Below are 15,022 nucleotides of genomic sequence, written 5' to 3' on the forward strand. Positions count from 1 at the left end.
ACCAAAACAACAACGGGGACTCATTGGAGCCCCCGTTGTTGTTTACCTCATCAACTGACATCTAACCTTGAGATTCAATCGCCATTGATGACTTAAAAGGCGTAGTTAAACTCTACCCAGTAACGATCGTCATCACTGGCATCGGTGTAGTACGCGCGGATGTTCTGTTTCGGGGTCAGCTGATAGGCAAACGACACCTCAACCACCCCCGCTTGCAACTGCAAACCACCATCAGCGATGTCATCTTCCCACGACTTACCGCTCAGTTCGGTGGTGTACTGGTAGCTCGAAAGCATCCAGATGTTGTCGGTGATGCTCCATTTGACGTACATCATCGCGGTGGCGATGGTGGAGGCGATATCAACCCCTTCGCTCTGCATCCGCTGTCCCACCACCTGTCCAGGAGTAACGGCAAACTGTTCGGTATTGTCTTCGACAATCACCCCACCGGCGTACAGAATTGGCCAGATCAGCAGGCTGTCACCAACGGGAATGGTTGCCACTGGGCCGGCTTGAATCACCGACATGGTGCCGTAGAACGGGTGATCCGCCAGCACCGCATCAACCGAGAATCCGAGACCATTTTTGGTATTAACGGTGCCGTAGCGTAGCCGGTAAGAACGGTTGTCTGCTTCATCATCGAATGTTGGCTGTCCAGTTGCAGGGTCTAAACCAGAGAACTTGGGATTCTTATCCTTCTCGTTAAAGATGTTTTTCACCTCGAACAAGATCCCGGTTTTCTGATCGTATTCGCCCTTGTCTTCCGACAGCGCCCGCATCCCTTTGAGGTTGGCGCCAAAGTTACCGTAGGACAGACCCAGGTAGTTGTAGACCTCGGTTGGGCTGCCCATGTCTGGGGCATCGTTGGCCATTGCTGGCAGGCTCAGTGCGACCATGACGGCGGCGGCAGTTAGCTTTTTCATCATCATTACTCCATGTCACAAAAATCGGGTTAGTGCGCGATTGGGGTTTGGTTATTCGGGTTGTTTTTGTTGTTTTGGTAATCGCGCCATTTGGCGCCGAACACCTGTACAAACAAGATGCCATTGAGCACAAAACTAAGCAGACCAAGAGCCAACATCAGTTCGTCGTTACGCGGTAGCATCACCACGTTACTTTCGTAAAACGCTGGGTTGGAGAAGTAGTACATAAAGCTCAGTGCAAGCGTGAACGCTCGGGCTTGCAGCCAAGTACCTTTGGCAATCAGCAACGATGGGATGGTGGCGGCAGTTAGCACCATAAATTGAGCGGTAGCCGAGCCCGGGAAATTCAAGTAAACAAAGGCGAAGTTCCACACGTCGTAAGCGATAATCCAGAAGCTGGTCATCGCTGGCCACACCATGTCGCGCACCTTATCTTCACGGGCATGAATGTAGGCCCAGCCCGTCATAGTGACGATTGAGAAGATGCCGCCAATGGCATTGAGGACGTTGGCGGTGTAGCCCATCGAGAAATCCTGCATCACCGCTTCAGCGATGTTGATGCCAAGGAAAGCGGCGGCAGCAAATTTGGCCCACTTAAACTCACCGACTTTGGTGTAACGGATCAGGGTGAACAGCACACAGGCACCAACCACCGAGTAGAGTTTGACCCATTTAAACCAGTAGCTGACTTCGTAGCTGGCCCAAAGTGGGATCAGCGCGATTGGCAACACAAAGAAGATCACCACCGTTGGCCATTTGTAATGGCGGCAGATCTCGTTCATCGCCATCAGCCCCAGCAGAACAAACAGCACGTGGGCGTAAGCACGCCACTGAATCCATTTATGCCCAGTGAAGTGTTTATCGCCTTTGTCATAGCGAAAACGAGTATCGGAACTGAACACCATGCTGGCGTCAGTAAAATCATCAATTTTGGCATCCGCAGCGGCATGGATAACCAGTTGGTCGCCTTGCAGTTGCCATTGATGTTGCTCGACCACGTTGTCGCCACCGTACTGTTTGGTAATAGTGACGTCGGTGGCACTGGTAAACTCAAGCCGGTACAACAGGCTACCTTGGCCGGGATCGCCATCCATGGTGCCTTGCCAGATCTGGCCTTGCAGATCCGGCGCCACTTGCGCGCTTACCTGCGGTGCAAGGGCGCTAATACACAGCAATAACAGGCTGGTGAACAATAACCGTAAGTTGTTCATTGAGGTTTCCTTAGGGGGAGCACACTCCCCCTAGAAAGAGACAGTCGGGGCGGCTATGCCGCAGCAGGTTTGGTGGTTGGTAGCTGACAGTCTTTGATCAACGGCGGTTCACGACCATCGGTTGGCGGTTCAAAACTGCCGTCAGGTTTGCGACCTTTTTTGAAGTACCACCACAGGTAGGCGATATGCAGCACCATATTGATGGCGCCCCAAACCCACAGCACGGTATTGTTAGCCCAGCTGCTGGAATCCATCACGTGCACAAATGGGTCGCCCAAGGCGCGGATCAAGATGTGGCAGGCCAAGGTATAAACCCGGGCAATGATGTACAGTTCTGGCCGCTTTTTAATAAGTGGGTACAGTTCTGCCGCCATCAAAATACAGAATGAACTGGCGAAATAGCTGGCATTCTCGCCATATACAAACGCCATATTCCAAGTGGTATAGAGGAAGTTCCAAGCCGCGGTGGAATAAAATAGCAAGTCATTGGGTTTATCTTTGCCAATTAACCAATATTGCCGCTGGCCGTTTTTGTATTTCGGGAAAGGCATGGTGATCAGCAAAATCACCCCAGCAACAAAGTTAAAGTAGTTGGCGGTAACCAAATCTTTTAAGGTCGCTTCGGCGATATTCAGGAAGAGCACCCCATACAGTGCCCATAGTACCCAATCGCGGCGGAAGAAACGGTACAAGGCATTATTATCTTGACTGTACAAGTAAGCCAAGCGAGCAAAACCAACAATCAATGCCGTTGGCAGTAACACGCTGACTGTCTTAGCCCAGCGGAACCAACCCTCTAAATTATCCGCCCACAATGGTGCGGTTAATAAAGCCAATAGCCAAAATACAAAAGTAAAGCGCGGTGTTTTGCGCATAAACTCGACCAGCAACAACAGAAAAACTATGTAGCCAGTCATGGATGCGACGTATGTCCAGACAGGTATTTCCATATAGCCTCCGATCAATTAACGCTTTTACTCTAACTCGCCGCCAAAGCAATTTTGCGAGGTACATCACAGACACCATTTGATTATTTTTAGAGCGCACCGAATCAGCGTCGAACCAGATTCCAACAACAACAAACAGAGTGGTCGTTCAACCAGCCTTTGTTGAACAACATTACTCGCTGCAAATGTTGAAATTTACTAGCTGAAAATATTAAGCGAACAGCCGTTCACCGAAACTTGGAATAACTATTGACTAAGATCAAAGAAAAACAAATTAGAGCGAATACTCTAATCCTGTTTGTATGGCGATTTTTTGCAAGACTTAACGCCGGTAACGGCGCATTGATCATCTGTGAGGTGTTATGAAACGTGTCGTAATTGCCGCTTGCATGGCGTTGCTCTCTGGCAACCTAACTGCCGCTACGGTTGCTGGTGTGTCGCTGCCGGAACTGACCACCGTAGCCAGTACCGAAATCCCTTATCAAGGCGCTGGCGTGCGCAAAAAGTTCTTTATGAAGCTGTATGTCGCCTCGCTATACGGCAGCGATCAGGTCACTGCCATGCTCTCTGGCCACGCGCCGGCAATGATCCAGCTGGATATAATCTCAGGCTTGATCACCGCCGATAAGATGACCGCCAGCATGGAAGAGGGCTTTGCCCAATCCGCCGGCGATCGGTTAACGGCGCTGCGACCGCAGATCGACCAGTTTACCGCCGCGTTCAGTGCGCCGGTGGTGGAAGGCGATCGTTTTCAAGTTATCTCACTGCCCGGCCAAGCGGTCGAGCTGCATAAAAACGGCAGCAAATTGGTGGCAGTTGATGGTGAAGAGTTCCGCCAAGTACTGCTTGGCATTTGGCTCGGAGACAAGCCGCTAAGTGACGATCTAAAACAGCAGATGCTTGGCGGCTAACGATCGTCAGCACTAAGTTAAAGGCTTATGCCAATACTCATGTAAGTACTCATGCCAGTGCTTATGCAACTACTGGGGCAACGCTGTCTGGCGCTGCCCTTTTCCACATAAAAAGTAAGGTTTTAGTCATCAATGGCGGTATAATCTTAGGCTCTGCCCGCCACCGTTTATTGCCGATATGACCTACCTCTACCTGTGCATTGCCATCATCGCCGAAGTGATCGCCACCAGCGCTCTGAAAGCCTCCAATGGTTTTAGCAATCTTGGCCCCAGTTTGCTCTCTGCTGCGGGGTACGGCGTGGCGTTTTATTGTTTGTCGTTGGTATTAAAGACCATGCCGGTCGGCATCGCTTATGCCATCTGGTGTGGCTTAGGCATTGTGCTGGTATCGCTGGTGGCGGTGGTGCTGTTTAATCAAAAACTCGATTTTGCGGCGATCTTAGGCATGGGGCTGATTATCGCTGGCGTCACCATCATCAACCTGTTTTCCAACACCCACGCCTAATACCAATTCACCCAGCGCAGTCCACAGCATTGAACTGCGCGGTGTGAACTTAGTCAGTTTCGGTTTGCAGGCTTTCGCCAACTCGCAGCCGGCCGCCGCGCACCACAATCGCGTTCCCGCCGAAGAATGCCCCGGGCTTATCGGCCATTGGATTGAGCGCTATCAAGCTTGGCAGCGGCTCTTGCGGATGCATCCGCTGACCGCTGTGCTGATCAATTTTGGTTACCGGGCAACGCTCGCAGGGTTTACGAATGGCCAACTGCACCTGCGCGCCAGTTAACCGCCAAGGCTGCAGTTCGCTCATCGCACCGGCAAGCGCATCGACAATCACATTGCCACGAAAGCGACTCATCGGCACCGGTTGTTCCCCTTTGTCGATTAGCGCTTGATTGAGCTGCTGCAAGGTTTGCTGATTGCACAGCAAAATCGGATAGCCATCGGCGAAATGGGTATGACTCTGTTCACCGGCTTGTAAATATTTGCCACTGACGGCTCGGGTTTGGTCTTCGGCGAAGCGCACCAAATGCAGTGGCCGTGGACTTTGCAGCGCCTCGGTTAACCACTGCCCTGCCGCTTCGATGCGATTGGCCGCCAGTTGGCTGTCCCACACTTTAACCGCCATCGACTCAGCGGGATCGGCGTTTAGTGGCAGGGTTAAGCTTGGCAGGCTTGGGTGATGCAGCAGCAAGCTATCGGCGCTCAATTCGGTTTTCACGGTCGCCATCTGCGGCAACTGACGCTGGCTGACAAAGCGGCCTTTGTCGTCCACTACCATCCAGTGGCGATCCCACTTCAACCCCGTTGCGGTTACTTCAGCTTCGGTCAGTGAAATGCCCGCCAAGCCTTTGACCGGATAGATCCACAGTTCAGTTACGATTGTCATTTGCTGTTGTTTACTCACTCAAATATTTGCCCCAGCACCAAGTAGACGCTGGATTGGTCGCGGTCATTGCTGCCTAGACCCAAAGAAACAGTGCCGATGCCGGTTTCTGCGCCGGCGAAGATGCTGCCGGCGTAGATCAGCTCGTCGGCGCTGATGTCATCTCGATTTAACCAAACGTTGCCCGCTTCAAAGGTGAAACCGACAAACAACGGCGCATTGCCGGTGGCATCGCTTAAACCAAAATCGTAGTGATAGCCGATCCCTGCCAGCACTTTATGGTTGCCATACAAGGCATCACGGTGAAAACCAGACAGGTTAAAGAAGCCACCGGCGGTGGTGTATTGCGCCAAGGTCAAATCGTCCTCTTCACTAACCAGTGCTTCAGCTTTAGCAAAGAAGTTGTGGCGACCAATGTGCGACGCCCCCAACCAACGGCCATGGTAGACCCACTGCTCGATGTCGCTGGCAAGGCCGGTATTATTCGACGACACCATCAGATTTTGGTTTTGGCCACTGACCTGGCTAACGCCAAACTCCCACAGCGCCCCCTCGGTTGGGAAATAGCGGCGATCAAGATCATCCGAGGTGAACTTCAACTCTACCGCACGCTTCCAATAATCGGCACTTTGCGGCTGGCCAATGCTCGAGAAACGCTCTTTATAGTTGCCATCCTCATACAGATAGCTCAGCTCTAATTGGGCGCTGCTGCCAATATTCCAGCCCAGCCCCGCCGCGGTAGTTAACCGCTGTTGTTCCAACAACCCCAAGCGGCTGCTGCCATCAACGGTAAAGGTGTCCCAGTCGCGCTGTTCAAACTCAAACCGGCCAAAGGCATAGATCCGTCGCAGCTGTTCCAGTGGCTGATAATAATCGCTGCTAAAAGTACGCCGTGTTCCTAGGTTGATGGCATTGCGCCACTGACCATCTAAGGGACCGACGTTGTTCGAGGTTAAGGCAATGCCGAGCTCCCACTGCGCCACATCTTGGAAGTTGTCTTCAAACCGCAGGCCCAGATCGAACACGTTCGGCCCCCAGTCCTTACCCTTGGTGGTGATCACCAACTCCCGGCCATGGTCGCCATCCTTTAACGCCGCATCCACTTGGGCAAAGTCGTTAATGGCGTACACCCGATCAACCGCATTATCGATCTGCAGTGCAGTCGGATTGTCGCCAGGCTCTAATCGCAGCGCCTCCATAATCACTCGGTCTTTAACCCAAGATTGATTATTCAAACGTACTGCGACCAGCGGCGATGCCCCAGCAACCAGCTGTTGATGAGCGGTTTGTCGCTGCTGTTGATAGGCCCAGTAATCGTCGCCACTGATCGCCACCGCACTCAGCTTGCCAACTTGGCCGCGCATCGCCTCTTCACCACGGGCGATCATCAACGGCATCTGCTCAAAATCACTGGTACCGACCCCTTCGATGTTGGGCACAATCAGCAGATCCTGCGGTTGCATCAACGCCACTTGTTGATCCCGCGACAAGTTCGTTAGGTAGTTGGTGAGCTGATCAAGCACATCAAACACCGAGTTCAGTTGATCTTCTGACAACAGCGGTGAACCGATATCCACCGCAATCACCACATCGGCGCCCATATCCCGCACTACCTGCACCGGCATATTGTTCACCAGACCCCCATCCGCCAGTTGCTGGCCTTGCCATTTCACCGGCGCCAACGCACCAGGCACCGCCATACTGGCCTGCATGGCGGTGACCAGATCGCCCGAATCAATTCGCACTTCGGCGCGATCACTTAAGCTGGTAGCGACGGTACGCAGCGGGATCGGCAGGGTATCGAAATCTTTGACCTCGGCAATATTGCCAATCGAGCGTCGCAACAAACTGGCCATGGTCTGGCCTTCCAGCGCGCCTTTAGCAAATTTCAGCTTGTTGTCTTCAAAGCCAACTTTCAGTTCGATCGGGTAATCGTCGCGATGACGTTTGTTGCGCAAATCCAGATCGCTGCGCGGCACTTCGTCAGAAAAGCCGCTGGCAAAATCAAAGATGGTTAGCCGTCGTTCAATCTGCTCTGGCGAATAGCCGGCCGCATATAGGGTCGCCACGTAAGCGCCCATCGAGGTGCCGGCAATGTAATCAACCGGGATCTGATTTTGCTCCAGCACTCGCAATACGCCGACGTGCGCCGCCCCTTTAGCGCCGCCGCCGGACAGCGCCACCCCGACTTTAAGCCGCTGTGGGGTAGCCGCAACAGCCAAGGTGGAAAAGCCCAGTAACAGCAAAAACAGCCAACGGATCATCATCGCCAATACCAAAAGGTTGAAAGAATGTTGCTATGGTACTGAAGTATGGGTGATTTAAATATCCGCCAACGGACTAATCTGGCGCCTTAATGACGGTCAGTGGCGCGAATGACAACGGCTCGACTACCGCTGAGGGTAGCCGAGCCGTCAACTCAACAGCCAACACTAAGCCCCAAGGTTGGCGGTTTAGCTCATACCTCGTAAGGACTTTAATGGCGCCCAGCGCAAGATATGGCGCATATACGCCCATGGCCAGCCGGGCACATAGGCGTTCGGTTTTTCCGCTTCAATCGCTTTGACCATCGCCGCCACGCCAATATCGGTGTCGACCATAAACGGGACTTTGTCGACCTTTTCGTTGATCTCACTGCGAATAAAACCAGGGTGAATGCAGCTGGCTTTGATGTTGGTGCCAAGCAGATCGACCCGAATGCCTTCGGTCAGATTCGACAGCGCCGCTTTGGTGGCGGCATAAACGGTTAAGGCACGGCGGAAACCACGAACGGCGCTAACCGAGGAGATAGTCACCAGATGGCCATTATCTTTGGCGCGGAACAACTCCAGCGCTGCTTCACACTGAGCAATTGCCGACACAAAGTTGGTGATCGCGGTTTGCTTGTTGGCTTCAAAATAACCGGTACCGAGGCTGGCACCTTTGCCCATGCCGGCGTTGACGATGACTCGGTCGATGCCGCCATCGAACTCCGCCTCAAACGCCTTAAATACCTCGAATACTTGGTCGTGATCGTTCACATCTAATGATTTGACCAACACCTTTACGCCCGGATGTTGCTGCTCTAGCGTGGCTTTTAACGCCTCTAACCGTTCAACTCGGCGGGCGCACAGCGCCAGATTGCGACCTTTGGCGGCGAACTGCTTGGCCATCTCCATCCCTAGGCCGGATGAGGCGCCGGTAATTAAAATATTCTGTCTTTCCATGACAACCATCCTATTTGGTCAATAGTGGGTAGTTATTCGTTTTCAGTGGCTAGCTAATAGTTGTTAGTTTTTAGTTGATAGCTTTCAGTTGTTAGTGGGCAGTAACAGCCATAAGCAACAGCGAACTGCCAAAACCTTAGCGGTGGGTTACTAGGTTGTGCCGTTCAAACAGGGCGTGATCGTTGATGCTCACCAGTTTTAGGCCGCTGGGGGTCAGCTTCAGTTTGGTGACACTGCCATTAACGATCTGCCAGTTGATCGCCAACGCGGTGTGGTTATCCAGCCCTAGTAGGTGCTGCACCGCCGCGGCAATGGCGCCGCCGGACGAGGCGACCCACAACCGGCCATGTTTGGCTTCCTCCGCGGCTTTAGCCAGTGCGGCGCGCACCCGTTCAACAAACTGTGAATGGCTCTCGCTGTAATCGCCATCAAAATCGCCGCTGTGCCAGCGACGAAACGCCGCCAAGCTTTGCTGACGCAAAAAACCATCGGGATCCGCTTGTTTGGCCGCCAGCGCTTTAATCGCGTGGCTATCGGCAAATTCCGGCAGATGCACCCTAAGCACATTTTGAAAATCAAACTCGTTCCAGCCGCTGTCGGTGATCACTGGCTGATCCTGTCCGGCTCCAGCCAATGCCAATTGGGCAGTGTGTTGCTGGCGCTCTAGGCTACCGGCGAATACCGCTTCGGGCAGCAGCGCCCGCTGATTAAGATCTTGCCCCAAAAGCCGGGCTTGTTGCTGGCCAAGATCAGACAGGCGGTCGTAGTTGTCGCTGCCAAAACTGGCTTGGCCGTGACGAATTAGCAGAATTTCACTCATGCGGCGCTCCGTCGAGCTCTGGCGCGGATCAAACGCTGACAACGCCACAGCAGGTAGTTGGTAAACAGCCACAACTTGGCAAAGGCCGGATTGCGGGTCTGTTTGTGGTAGTAACGGTGATACAGCTGTTGGACAATCCCCGCCAAGCGGAACAGGCCGTAGACTTCGTAAAAGGTGAAATCCTCACACTCAATCCCCGCTTGCTGGCAGTAGTAATCCACCACTTGTTGCCGGGTCATCATCCCTTTGGCGGTGGTCGGCTGACGGCGATTGCTGCGCAGCACCGGATCGTCATCGGCTTGCACCCAGTAGGCCATCGAGTTACCCAGATCCATCAACGGATCGCCAATGGTGGCCAGCTCCCAATCTAAAACTGCCAGCACCTTATCTGGCTGATGTGGATCAAACACCAGATTGTCTAAGCGAAAATCGTTGTGGATCAGCACTTGCCGTTCGCGGCTCGGCATATTGGCCTCAAGCCAGCTGATCACCCCTTTGCCGCTGCCAATATTCCACGTTTTGGCAGCGGCAAAGCGCTTACTCCAACCGCCGATCTGGCGCTGGATATACCCTTGGCCTTTGCCGAACTGAGTTAGCCCAGTTTGGGTAATATCCACCGAATGCAGCTTGACCAAGGTATCGATGGCGCTTTGGCAAATGGTCCGATGCTGCTGCGAATTCAGATTGAGCGAGCGCGGAAAATGACTGCGAGGGATAAAGCCGTCGACCTTTTCCATCAGATAAAAATCGCTGTCGAGCACGCCATCGTCAGCCCGCCCCAGTGCCAGCATCTGTGGTACCAATTCGAAGTGTGGCTTCAGTGCCTGCTGCAGATTGTGTTCGCGCACCATGTCGTGGGCGCCTTTGGCCTTCTTGCCCCTTGGGGCACGGCGCAAAATCAGCTCCTGCTCAGCAAACTTCAGGGCGTAGGTCCAGTTCGAGGCGCCGCCACTGTATTGGGTAACCGTTGGTGTGCCTTGGGTTTGCAGCTGCGGTAACTGCTGTTGCAGCCACGGCAGTAACGCCGCCAGATCGAGCTCTTCACCCGGTCGCTGCGCCTTACTGGGGTTAAGATCGGCGCTCATGCGGCCTCCTTGGCCTCGGCGTCCGTCGATTGCGATTTGCGGATGCCGAAATGACCCAGCTTTTTAATCATCATCCGCATGTATTGCTGCTTGTTAAGCAGCCGTTTAAACCACATCACCTTGCGGGTCGATTTGTGGGTGACGATCTGAAACTCACCCGCCGCCATCGCCGCCACAATCTGCTGGGCGATCTGTTCGGCACTGACGCCACTGCGCTCCAACAGCTTAGTAACCAAAGCTTTCAATTCCACCGCATCGTCGCGGACACTTTTATCAAGATTGGTTTTGAAAAACTCAGGACAGGCCACCGACACCTTGATACCACGGGCATTAAGCTCAATCGCCATGGTTTCAGCAAAGGAGACCACTGCCGCTTTGTTGGCGCAGTAACTGCCCATCCGAGGCATCGCCACCAGCCCTGCTGCCGAAGCGGTGCAGAGAATATGGCTGCCCTCATTCAATAGCGGCAGAAACCCTTTGCAGGTGCGCACCACCCCGAGCAAGTTAACTTCAAGCCCCCATTGCCAGTCCGCCAAGGTTTCATCTTCAATGGCGCCGCCGGTGGCGACCCCGGCATTGGCGCAGAGCACATCCACTCCGCCAAAACGCTGCTTAACCGCTTCGACCAGTGCCTGCATCGACTCATCACTGGTGACGTCGCAGGGCTGATAAAACGCCTCGCCGCCAGCGGCAATGATCTGCTGCACCGCCGCGCTACCATCCTGGCGATCCGCCACCGCAATCCTTGCGCCGTTTTTGGCGTATTCCAATGCCAGCGCCAGCCCTAAGCCTGAGGCGGCGCCGGTGATCACAATCCGTTTGCTCATGATTCTCTCCCTTAGCGGTATTTAGCCAGTTCCAGCCGCGATAGCATCCCCAGATGCACTTCATCTGGGCCATCGGCCAGGCGCAAACTGCGCGCTTGGGCGTAAAAGCGCATCAGCCCAGCGTCGTCGCCCATGCCAGCACCGCCGTGCAACTGCATCACCATATCCACCACCTGCTGCAGTACCCGCGGCGCCGCCACTTTGATGGCGGAGATCTCGGTCATCGCCGCTTTCACCCCAACCTCATCGATTTTCCATGCGGCAAAATAGGTCAGCAGTCGCGCTTGGTCGATGGCTAAGCGTGCTTCGGCAATCCGTTCGCGGTTACCGCCCAATTGGATGATCGGTTTACCAAAGGCAACCCGGCGACTGGCCCGTTCAATCCCCAGCTTAAGTGCCTGTTCGGCGGCGCCAATGCAGCGCATACAGTGATGAATACGCCCCGGGCCCAACCGTCCTTGGGCAATCGCAAAACCGTCACCGAGATTTTGAATCAGGTTGCTTTTCGGCACCCGCACATCGGCAAAGCTGACCTCGCCGTGGCCATAGGGGGCATCGTAATCCCCTGCCGCTTTCAACATCCGTTCAATGTTGACGCCGTCGCGATCCAGCTCGACCAGCACCATTGAATGACGTTGATGCTTGGGATTATCGGGGTTAGATAGCCCCATAAAGATGCCAATTTTGCAATCGGGATGACCCACGCCGGTGCTCCACCACTTACGACCATTGAGCACCAATTCATCGCCATCCTCAACGATGGTGGCCTGCATGTTGGTGGCATCGGATGAGGCCACCTGCGGCTCGGTCATAAAGAATGCCGAGCGGATCTCACCGCGCAGCAGCGGCATCAACCACTTGGCTTGTTGCGCCTCGCTGCCAAAGTGATATAGCACCTCCATATTGCCGGTGTCGGGGGCGTTGCAGTTAAAGATCTCCGGATACAGCAACGACCGTCCGGTCAGTTCCGCCAGCGGCGCGTACTCCAGCGTCGATAGCCCTTGGCCAAGCTCGGCATCTGGCAGAAACAGGTTCCACAGCCCCGCCTCTTTAGCTTGCTGCTTGAGCGCCGCCACCTGCGGCGACAGTTGCCAGTGACGCCAGTCGCCATGGTCATTGCACTGATTAAAGCGGTGAAAGTCCGCCTCAAATGGCGCCAGATGCTGATCGATAAAGGCCTGCAACTGCTGCTGCAGTGCCACGCTGCGTTTACTGTGGCGAAACTCCATGGCGCTATCCTTATTTACTGTTCACTTTACAAGCAACCCTAGAGCAATTACGTTCATGAATGAAACGAAAAGAACTAAAACATTAAACTGATTTCTATTCAGTAAGGGACGCGCCTCATGGATCGCTTAACGGAACAATTGGATTTCAACCTGCTGAAAGTATTTGAAGCGATCTACACCGAGCAGAGCATCAGTCGCGCCGCCGAGATCTTGCACGTCACCCCCTCGGCGGTCAGTCATGCCCTGAAACGACTGCGTGAACGGATGGATGAACCGCTGTTTGAACGCCGCGGTCAGCAGATGGTGCCGACCTCCAGTTGCCAGCGAATGGCACCGCAACTGCTGGATACCCTGTCGCAGTTAAAGCAATTACTGCAAAGCTGGGGCAAGTTTGAACCGGCCAGTGCCGAACAGCACTTTCAGTTGGGGATCTCTGAAGCGCTGGAGGGACTGTTTCTCGCCCCTATCTGTCAGCGGTTAACGCGACTGGCGCCACATTCACGGTTCACTTCGCGCCGTTTTGGCCGCGATCAGTTAGAACGGCTATTACTGCATCGCCAACTCGATCTGGTGATTGATGTGCAGATGCTGCCGCCAACGGCAGTGCAAAGTCAGCCACTGCTGGAGGATCAACTGGTGGTCGCCAGCAACAGCGAGCGCCAGTCACTGACCTTAAAAGAGTATCGCCAAACCCATCACATCGAAGTATCAAGCCGCCCCGCAGGCCGAGTATTAGAGCAATACGCGCTGGATAAGAAACGCTTAAGTCGGCATGTGACGGTACGCTGTCAAAGCTACCAAGCGGCGCTGAGCTTGGTAGCCGAAACCGAGCTGCTGGTCACCTTGCCTAGCAGCATCGCCTTGTCGTTAGAGCAACATCAAACCGGCCATCAGATCTGGCCACTGCCGCTGGAGTCTGGTGCCATCGGCATCCACCTGTATTGGCACCAAAGCCGCGAAAACGATCCGGCACTTTCCTGGCTGATTGCGCAGATCCGCGAAGTGTTTGCCGCTAGCTAACAGGCCCTAGGCTTAGCCTAGGCGAACCACCCTGCCGCCAGCGCCAGTAGGATAATCGGTGCCAAGAACAGCAGCATGGTCACTAACATCACCAAGATGCAGCGACCAATGGACAGACCTAACACTTCGGCGGTGGCCGCAACGCTAAGCACCAACGCCCAGCCTGCAAACAGCAACTGCAACAGGCCGATGATCATCATCACCACCGCTTTCCAACCCGCACCATTGCTAACCGCATTCGGATCGGTAAACAGCTCGCCGCCATACATCAGCAGCAACACCAATGTCAGCAGCAGTGATCCCACCACCGGCACTTGCGCCCAAACATAGCCGGTAACCAGTTGCCGCAGCTCGCCATCGCCGCCAAACCAGCGGCCAACCAGGCGAGTTACCCACGCCGATAGGTACATCAAGCCATACATCAACGGCACAGCAATTAGTAAGCCGAACGCTACCCCCAGCACTTCGGCAATGCCCAAACCGACAAGCTCGCCATTGAGGCTTTCCCCGAGCACCGATGCCAGCAGTACCAACACCAGTAACAGCCAAAAACCACGCCGCGGGGTGGCGCTGTCGATGATCGCGCGAATGGTTTTACGCGGTTCAACCATCATCGCTAAATAGGCTTGTTTGGGAAATTGCGAATAACCGACCGGTGCGGATTCGGTTTCAGTTTGATCTGCTGGTTCCATGGCGAATGCCTCTACAAAATGATTTTCAACCGACTATCAACATTGAACAAAAAAGCGACGTTGTTCAATAGTTTGAAAATGATGACGGCAAATAAAACGCCCACCAGAGGTGGGCGTAAGCGTTAGGCCAACAGCCCAATCAGTGCCAGCGGCGTCAGCAATGCCAGAATCGCCACGCCCCAGCCCAGCAGCAGGTTGTTCACCAGTTGCAGCTCTTTAACCAAGGTGGCGATACCAGCAACAAAACTGGCGAGGAACATCAGCCCAAATACCTGCACCATCATGCCGCAGAATTCGAGCCATGAACGCGCCTCGGTGGCGTTGGCATCGGTGCCAAATAGGCCAATAAATAGTTGCAAAAACAGCGCCAACACCAGCCCATAACCGCCACTGCAAAAGGCGGAGGCAACACCGGTCAGCCAGCTGCTCCAGCTGGGTTGCTGCGGCTTGAAGCGGCTGATGCCAAACAGCAGCAACGCTTGGCCAAACACCAGCACCGAAGTAAAACCGTAGTACAGCCACGCCAGTTGCCACCAGCTGGTGTCGCCCTGCTGTAATCCCAACACCGGATCGACGTGGTAAAACCCCATCGTTGCCAGCATCGGCACACACAGCAACCATCCTAATAGCGCCGTTAGCACCTGCGCTCGCTCTGGCTTGGTTGCCAAAGCCGCTTGTTTACGACGGCGTTCCACCGCGGTGGTGGTAAAGCCGTAGAGCCCGAGTAGATCCAATTTCATTGTTGTTTTTTCTTTCTGTATCGATA

The 15,022-nt window shown here is 54.2% G+C and carries 15 protein-coding genes; 3 read left to right on the forward strand and 12 right to left on the reverse strand.

All coding sequences use genetic code 11. The features are described from left to right. Positions 1 to 92: 92 nt before the first annotated feature. The 3 genes from G506_RS0116460 to G506_RS0116470 are packed head-to-tail and all read right to left on the reverse strand — an operon-like array spanning position 93 to position 3,051. On the reverse strand, positions 93 to 923 hold the full coding sequence (locus G506_RS0116460; protein ID WP_240473446.1) for a hypothetical protein: 831 nt from the start codon (positions 921 to 923) through the stop codon (positions 93 to 95). Between the two features lie 29 nt (positions 924 to 952). Next, complete coding sequence (locus G506_RS20025) at positions 953 to 2,134, reverse strand: DUF5692 family protein (RefSeq protein WP_051202209.1); 1,182 nt, start codon at positions 2,132 to 2,134, stop codon at positions 953 to 955. 53 nt (positions 2,135 to 2,187) lie between these two features. After that, positions 2,188 to 3,051 carry a hypothetical protein gene (locus G506_RS0116470; protein WP_240473447.1) on the reverse strand — a complete coding sequence of 288 codons (864 nt, stop codon included), beginning with the start codon at positions 3,049 to 3,051 and terminating at the stop codon, positions 2,188 to 2,190. A 392-nt stretch (positions 3,052 to 3,443) separates the two neighbouring features. Between G506_RS0116470 and G506_RS0116475 the strand changes: the two genes are divergently transcribed. Together G506_RS0116475 and G506_RS0116480 are read left to right on the forward strand one after the other, a co-directional pair. Next, positions 3,444 to 3,992, forward strand: coding sequence for a chalcone isomerase family protein (locus G506_RS0116475; protein WP_028117830.1), 549 nt, complete (start codon positions 3,444 to 3,446; stop codon positions 3,990 to 3,992). Positions 3,993 to 4,170: 178 nt separating this feature from the next. Continuing rightward, entirely contained in the window at positions 4,171 to 4,497 is a 327-nt protein-coding gene (locus G506_RS0116480; protein ID WP_028117831.1) for a DMT family transporter, read from the forward strand. 49 nt (positions 4,498 to 4,546) lie between these two features. Here the strand turns inward: G506_RS0116480 and G506_RS0116485 are convergent, their stop codons facing one another. From G506_RS0116485 to G506_RS0116515, 7 genes are all read right to left on the reverse strand, one after another. Next, a complete protein-coding gene (locus G506_RS0116485) occupies positions 4,547 to 5,380 on the reverse strand; it encodes an MOSC domain-containing protein (RefSeq protein ID WP_028117832.1) in 834 nt (277 codons plus the stop codon). Positions 5,381 to 5,394: 14 nt separating this feature from the next. Next, positions 5,395 to 7,644: a patatin-like phospholipase family protein gene (locus G506_RS0116490; protein WP_051202211.1), complete on the reverse strand. Its 2,250-nt coding sequence runs from the start codon at positions 7,642 to 7,644 to the stop codon at positions 5,395 to 5,397. Positions 7,645 to 7,830: 186 nt separating this feature from the next. Continuing rightward, a complete protein-coding gene (locus tag G506_RS0116495; protein WP_028117834.1) occupies positions 7,831 to 8,583 on the reverse strand; it encodes an SDR family oxidoreductase in 753 nt (250 codons plus the stop codon). A 136-nt stretch (positions 8,584 to 8,719) separates the two neighbouring features. Next, on the reverse strand, positions 8,720 to 9,403 hold the full coding sequence (locus G506_RS0116500) for a histidine phosphatase family protein (RefSeq protein ID WP_028117835.1): 684 nt from the start codon (positions 9,401 to 9,403) through the stop codon (positions 8,720 to 8,722). After that, positions 9,400 to 10,488 carry a phosphotransferase family protein gene (locus tag G506_RS0116505; protein ID WP_028117836.1) on the reverse strand — a complete coding sequence of 363 codons (1,089 nt, stop codon included), beginning with the start codon at positions 10,486 to 10,488 and terminating at the stop codon, positions 9,400 to 9,402. Before G506_RS0116505 ends, G506_RS0116500 begins: the two co-directional genes overlap by 4 nt. Then, positions 10,485 to 11,315, reverse strand: coding sequence for an SDR family oxidoreductase (locus tag G506_RS20030; RefSeq protein WP_051202212.1), 831 nt, complete (start codon positions 11,313 to 11,315; stop codon positions 10,485 to 10,487). Before G506_RS20030 ends, G506_RS0116505 begins: the two co-directional genes overlap by 4 nt. 11 nt (positions 11,316 to 11,326) lie before the next feature. Beyond that, a complete protein-coding gene (locus G506_RS0116515) occupies positions 11,327 to 12,544 on the reverse strand; it encodes an acyl-CoA dehydrogenase family protein (RefSeq protein ID WP_028117837.1) in 1,218 nt (405 codons plus the stop codon). 117 nt (positions 12,545 to 12,661) lie between these two features. On the opposite strand from G506_RS0116515, the gene G506_RS0116520 reads away from it, so the two are divergent. After that, positions 12,662 to 13,564 (forward strand): LysR family transcriptional regulator, encoded by a 903-nt coding sequence (locus G506_RS0116520; RefSeq protein WP_028117838.1) that lies wholly within the window; start codon positions 12,662 to 12,664, stop codon positions 13,562 to 13,564. Between the two features lie 17 nt (positions 13,565 to 13,581). On the opposite strand, the gene G506_RS0116525 is transcribed toward G506_RS0116520, so the two are convergent. Both G506_RS0116525 and G506_RS0116530 read right to left on the reverse strand, forming a co-directional pair. Further along, on the reverse strand, positions 13,582 to 14,256 hold the full coding sequence (locus G506_RS0116525) for a YIP1 family protein (protein WP_028117839.1): 675 nt from the start codon (positions 14,254 to 14,256) through the stop codon (positions 13,582 to 13,584). A 122-nt stretch (positions 14,257 to 14,378) separates the two neighbouring features. Continuing rightward, positions 14,379 to 14,996: a hypothetical protein gene (locus tag G506_RS0116530; protein WP_028117840.1), complete on the reverse strand. Its 618-nt coding sequence runs from the start codon at positions 14,994 to 14,996 to the stop codon at positions 14,379 to 14,381. Positions 14,997 to 15,022 lie beyond the last annotated feature (26 nt).

Source organism: Ferrimonas senticii DSM 18821 (assembly GCF_000422665.1).
GTDB classification, from domain to species: Bacteria; Pseudomonadota; Gammaproteobacteria; order Enterobacterales; family Shewanellaceae; genus Ferrimonas; species Ferrimonas senticii.

Coding starts and splice junctions, on each gene's coding strand:
- G506_RS0116470 (WP_240473447.1), bottom strand. CDS start 3,051: ATGACTGGCTACATAGTTTTTCTGTTGTTGCTGGTCGAGTTTATGCGC.
- G506_RS0116520 (WP_028117838.1), top strand. CDS start 12,662: ATGGATCGCTTAACGGAACAATTGGATTTCAACCTGCTGAAAGTATTT.
- G506_RS0116525 (WP_028117839.1), bottom strand. CDS start 14,256: ATGGAACCAGCAGATCAAACTGAAACCGAATCCGCACCGGTCGGTTAT.
- G506_RS0116505 (WP_028117836.1), bottom strand. CDS start 10,488: ATGAGCGCCGATCTTAACCCCAGTAAGGCGCAGCGACCGGGTGAAGAG.
- G506_RS0116515 (WP_028117837.1), bottom strand. CDS start 12,544: ATGGAGTTTCGCCACAGTAAACGCAGCGTGGCACTGCAGCAGCAGTTG.
- G506_RS0116530 (WP_028117840.1), bottom strand. CDS start 14,996: ATGAAATTGGATCTACTCGGGCTCTACGGCTTTACCACCACCGCGGTG.
- G506_RS0116460 (WP_240473446.1), bottom strand. CDS start 923: ATGAAAAAGCTAACTGCCGCCGCCGTCATGGTCGCACTGAGCCTGCCA.
- G506_RS0116485 (WP_028117832.1), bottom strand. CDS start 5,380: ATGACAATCGTAACTGAACTGTGGATCTATCCGGTCAAAGGCTTGGCG.
- G506_RS20025 (WP_051202209.1), bottom strand. CDS start 2,134: ATGAACAACTTACGGTTATTGTTCACCAGCCTGTTATTGCTGTGTATT.
- G506_RS0116495 (WP_028117834.1), bottom strand. CDS start 8,583: ATGGAAAGACAGAATATTTTAATTACCGGCGCCTCATCCGGCCTAGGG.
- G506_RS0116475 (WP_028117830.1), top strand. CDS start 3,444: ATGAAACGTGTCGTAATTGCCGCTTGCATGGCGTTGCTCTCTGGCAAC.
- G506_RS20030 (WP_051202212.1), bottom strand. CDS start 11,315: ATGAGCAAACGGATTGTGATCACCGGCGCCGCCTCAGGCTTAGGGCTG.
- G506_RS0116500 (WP_028117835.1), bottom strand. CDS start 9,403: ATGAGTGAAATTCTGCTAATTCGTCACGGCCAAGCCAGTTTTGGCAGC.
- G506_RS0116490 (WP_051202211.1), bottom strand. CDS start 7,644: ATGATGATCCGTTGGCTGTTTTTGCTGTTACTGGGCTTTTCCACCTTG.
- G506_RS0116480 (WP_028117831.1), top strand. CDS start 4,171: ATGACCTACCTCTACCTGTGCATTGCCATCATCGCCGAAGTGATCGCC.